General features: G+C 45.0%; 4 protein-coding genes. 1 reads left to right on the top strand and 3 read right to left on the bottom strand.

Annotated elements, in window-relative coordinates; all coding sequences use genetic code 11:
* Positions 1–145: 145 nt before the first annotated feature.
* Together AC27KT_RS19685 and AC27KT_RS19680 are read right to left on the bottom strand one after the other, a co-directional pair.
* On the bottom strand, positions 146–1,036 hold the full coding sequence (locus AC27KT_RS19685; RefSeq protein ID WP_487132771.1) for a DODA-type extradiol aromatic ring-opening family dioxygenase: 891 nt from the start codon (positions 1,034–1,036) through the stop codon (positions 146–148).
* A 176-nt stretch (positions 1,037–1,212) separates the two neighbouring features.
* Complete coding sequence (locus tag AC27KT_RS19680) at positions 1,213–1,662, bottom strand: DoxX family protein (RefSeq protein WP_487132769.1); 450 nt, start codon at positions 1,660–1,662, stop codon at positions 1,213–1,215.
* 193 nt (positions 1,663–1,855) lie between these two features.
* On the opposite strand from AC27KT_RS19680, the gene AC27KT_RS19675 reads away from it, so the two are divergent.
* Positions 1,856–2,761: a LysR family transcriptional regulator gene (locus tag AC27KT_RS19675; protein ID WP_487132767.1), complete on the top strand. Its 906-nt coding sequence runs from the start codon at positions 1,856–1,858 to the stop codon at positions 2,759–2,761.
* Positions 2,762–2,943: 182 nt separating this feature from the next.
* On the opposite strand, the gene AC27KT_RS19670 is transcribed toward AC27KT_RS19675, so the two are convergent.
* Positions 2,944–4,410: a DUF3360 family protein gene (locus tag AC27KT_RS19670; RefSeq protein ID WP_334037321.1), complete on the bottom strand. Its 1,467-nt coding sequence runs from the start codon at positions 4,408–4,410 to the stop codon at positions 2,944–2,946.
* Positions 4,411–4,518 lie beyond the last annotated feature (108 nt).

Below are 4,518 nucleotides of genomic sequence, written 5' to 3'. Positions count from 1 at the left end.
TTATGTGGGACTGTAAAGCCCTAATTTTAACATTTTTACTCAAACGACCAATTGATAATCAAAGTGTTCAAAATTTAGTTGCTCTCGTATAAAGCAGCCGTTATTCAATCAGGTGCTACACTGACACGGCAATATGAAGCACTGGTCAATCAGACCACACAAACATGCTTGCAGGTTTGGTTAGAAGCGTTAAAGACATGGCTTTATCAGCTGCTCTATTATTAACGCCGTAACAAACATGGAGTGGAAGAAGGTGCTCTTCCCTAGGATGAGCATATCGCGCATCCGGCGCGCTGTACCATTCAACAAGACGAGCTTTGCGTTCATTCTCGCTATAGGCACTGGTCTGCATAGTTGTCTGAAGCCAGTTATTAAAGCGCGTTGCTTTTCGCATTGCCTCATCGGAGCTATCAAAAAAGCCCTGCATATTGTGAAAAGAAGACCCCGAGCCCAATACTAAAATATTCACTTCGTTCTTTGCTTCACTATTTACAGGCTCTACCCCGAGTTCAACAGCTTTCCTAATTGCTTCCCCCAATAGCACATGCTTTTCCGAATCCAAATCAGACGTAATGGATAGTTGAATACAGGGTACATCGGCACTGGGATACATAACACTTAGGGGAATGAACATTCCATGATCGAAACCACGTGCCCTATCCTCTCGTACAGCGATGCCTTGTTCTGCTAAACGCTTTAGTAATAAAGTTGCAAGTGCTACTTCCCCTTTGGCCGGATATTCAAGGGAATACGCCTCTTTAGGGAAGCCATAATAGTCATAAATCAAGGAAGGTTCTGGGTGAGTAGTTACACAGACTTCAGTATCTTCCCAATGGGCACTAATCACTATGACTGCATCAGGTTTGGGTAAATCTGTTGATAATGCTTTGAGCGCTTCAATCATTTCAATGTGATAGGCAGGCGTTCTCGCCTCTCCTACTGACTGCATTTCAAGAAGTGGAAGCGGCCCTCCACCATGAGAAATATAAGCGGTGTTAATTCTCACAGACGGGTGAGTTTGCGTTCGCTGTTGCATAAAACCATACCTTGTTAGATGTAGAGAATACCATTCCTGCATTCCCACGCTTCGCTAGGAAACTTGCCAGCGTCTTCTGAGTGGGCAATGATCTATGCGGATTGATATAAGGGCTCTATAGCCATTGAAACCGGCGCATTTGGGCCGGTTTCGTTAGTCGTTGAATCTCACAACCGCTATTTATTAAGCTTGTGACTAATAAGAGAGTCGATTGAAAATTTACCGCCACCTTGAATAGCTAGCGCACTTGTTGCAGCAAGTAGGGTTAGTGCAAACTCGTAACCGTTGTTAGTCATAAATAAACCGTTTGCTGCATGTACACTAAAAATCGCAATCACCATTGTGAATGCACTTACTAAAGCGGCTGGGCGTGTTAGAAAACCTATAATAAGCGCTAGCCCGCCAAAAAACTCAGCGCTGCCGGCCAGCAATGCCATTAAAAAGCCTGGCGCTAAACCAATGCTTTCCATCCACTGACCTGTGCCTTCTAATCCATAACCACCAAACCACGCAAAAAGCTTTTGTGCGCCGTGTGCGGTAAGAATAATGCCCACAGGCACACGTAAAACCAAACTAGAAATACTGCTATTAGAAGTAAAAATGTTTTTCAGAAATTGCTTGTTCATTGTTGAATCCTCAAAGTCTCTCGTAATTGAAAGTGTCATATCTAAAAAGTGATGAACGCTGTGCCTGACTTCATTGAGTTGGCACAGCGCTAACCTGATGCATATAGAATAGTTACCAACACCTATTGAATAAAGCAGTTAAATATTGAATGATTACCAACAACTTGTTGTTTATTGAGCGAATGGCTGAACGATGGATAAATTATCGCTACTGAAAACCTTCTGCGTTGTTGCGAATGAAGGCAGTTTTACAAAAGCTGCAGAAAAGCTAGACACGTCAAACCAACTCGTAAGCAAGTATGTTGCCGAATTAGAGAAGCAACTTGATACGCGTTTATTCAATCGCACTACAAGAAAAATTCACCTAACCGAGGCTGGTCAGCAGTGTTTGCAACATGCAAATCATATTCTTGAAAGCGTAACCGATATGGAAAGTCAGCTTGGATTGCTCAATACAGAAGCAAAGGGAGTTCTGCACGTAAGTGCCCCTGTCTCTTTCTCAACATTACATTTAGCGAGTGCACTCAGTGCGTTTCAACAAGCACACCCTCACGTATCGATAAACTTGCAGCTAAACGACAGAAAGATTGATGTGATAGACGAAGGGTTTGATGTAGCAATACGTGCAGGTCACCTAGCTAACTCGTCGCTGGTGGCCAAGAAAATCACAACGATAAAGCTGGCCCTGTGCGCTTCACCAGCCTACCTGGAAAAATATGGCACACCGCAACATCCAACCGAATTAAAACCTGAACACTATCTTGAGTACTCCTACGTCAACTATGATAACGATAAATCAGTGCTTATTGCGGCGCTTAAAGCAAATGCCCAGACTGTGACGCCTAAGCTAACCGCCAATAATGGAGAAGTCCTAACCAATGTAGCAAAGAAGGGTGAAGGTTATGTACTTCAACCTACCTTCATTGCCGGTGAAGCGCTCAAAAACGGCGAACTCGTGTCCATACTGGACGATTTCGTACCGCAAGCTATCTCTTTGTATGCGGTCTATCCTCATCGTAAGCTCATTTCTAATAAGCTAAGGGTTTTCATTGACTTTTTATCAAGCTATTTTGAAAGTACGCCCTATTGGGACACGTAAACTGAGGTACGCCTAACGCTTGATTTATATAGTAGAAACATAACTTCAGTAGATGAGGGATATCAGCTTAATAAATTAAGTAAAAACGGCGTGGAGGAACACCTCCGACGCCGTTCGCGTAATAGCCTATCTGGTTTCAGTAACGTGAACTTTAAAGGAGTAACCTTACCCAAAAGCCCTCATCACATTCTGAAGGTTTCCATAATCGCGGGCACACCCGGGAACATACCAATTAGTGCCATAACGGTACATAGCACCAAAAACGTAATTCCTGGAATTAGCCAACGCCCTGCTTTGCCGAGCTCTCCAGCTCTATCTTTACACCCAACGAGCCCCAAATTATCCAAAAGCATGGTAAAAGACCATCCGAATACCGGATTAACTAATACAGATGAAATCACTACCAATGCGGCAGACTGGGTCGTTTTACCTTCACGCGTCATTTGCATACCGGCTTCCATTAGCGGCAGAAAGACCCCAACAATAAGCGCTACGCAAAGCACTGGCGGCCAAATTGCTAGATCCATGGGGTAACCCCAAAGTGCCGCTACAACGCATAAAAAGCCAGTAACTAATGCACCACCGGGTATGGGTCTGCGCGCGATTGAAGCCGGAATAATGTAGGTCCCCCACGAAGATGAGATGTTACCCCCTCCCAGTAGGCTTCCCACGGCCTGACGACTAGATGCAGCAATCATGGTGTCATCTATATTCATGTGCGCTCGTTCACTTTTTTTAGGGTAGCTAAGCTTTTGGAAGACTTGATGACCTAAGAAGTCTGGCGACCACATAGACACAGCCAGCACAGCAAAAGGCAGCACAGCAATGAAATGTGACCAGTCTGGCAGACCTAGTTTCCAACCTGTGTCTTCCCCCCACCAATAAGCAGGGTTCAAGTTAGGCATACCCGGCGACGTTGTGAACTCAAATGGCGCACCGAAGGAAAACGCAATGACCGCCGCCATCACCGCACCAAGCGGTATGGCTAGCCAGCGCTTTTGAATATGCTCTAGCCATGCATACATTAAAATAGTGGCAATGATCACTACGAAGGCTAAGTAAGCCATATCGAAGCTTTCTGCCCACGCAAAGAGTTTCTTCACCTGGCCTGTAATGCCAATAAACCCTAAGTACAACAGCAGCCCACCGCATACACCGTTACTGGTTAGCCTAGCAAGCACACTGCCGCCCTTCGTTATTCCTAAAATAAAACCAAAGAGTCCAATGAGCAGACCGAGCGCCATGGGGTGGCCGCCAGATGCAACAATAAGGGGTACCAAGGGCAGTAAGGGGCCGTGTGTACCTGCTAAATTAGCTGACGGGTTCAGAAAACCGGAAATTAGAACAACGAACAAGACTGCTGCAATGAGTAATTCAAAGCGCACGTTTTCAATAACAAACTCAGGAGACAGCCCTAGCGGTGCTGCGAATGCACCTACTACGGCGGCAACCATAACGATTTTTCCTATGGTCGCCGCCATGCCTGGCACAAAGTCTTCCCACTCAACGCGGTAGTCTTTACCAGGCAGGTTCAACCGCCAACGTTTTGGAGAAAGTATTTGAAGTTCGTGATTTAAATAATCGTCTCTTGATTTAAAACTACTGCTCGGCTTGTGAAGATTTTGATAAGAAGAACTTTCTTGTGACACATAACACCTTTAGATTGCGCGAAGAAAAGCGCAAGCCTAAACATGTGAATGGAATGTAACAATGCGACTGTGGTCTTATACGAAAGTCTAACTTGGTAGACGGGCATA

The sequence above is a fragment of the Alteromonas sp. 5NW40-0090 genome (assembly GCF_057552975.1).
Note: the sequence above shows the minus strand (reverse complement) of the source record. Positions and strands in the feature narration are given on the sequence as shown.

Excerpts from the sequence above, each read along its gene's own strand:
- AC27KT_RS19685 (WP_487132771.1), bottom strand. The coding sequence starts at position 1,036 with ATGCAACAGCGAACGCAAACTCACCCGTCTGTGAGAATTAACACCGCT.
- AC27KT_RS19675 (WP_487132767.1), top strand. The coding sequence starts at position 1,856 with ATGGATAAATTATCGCTACTGAAAACCTTCTGCGTTGTTGCGAATGAA.
- AC27KT_RS19680 (WP_487132769.1), bottom strand. The coding sequence starts at position 1,662 with ATGAACAAGCAATTTCTGAAAAACATTTTTACTTCTAATAGCAGTATT.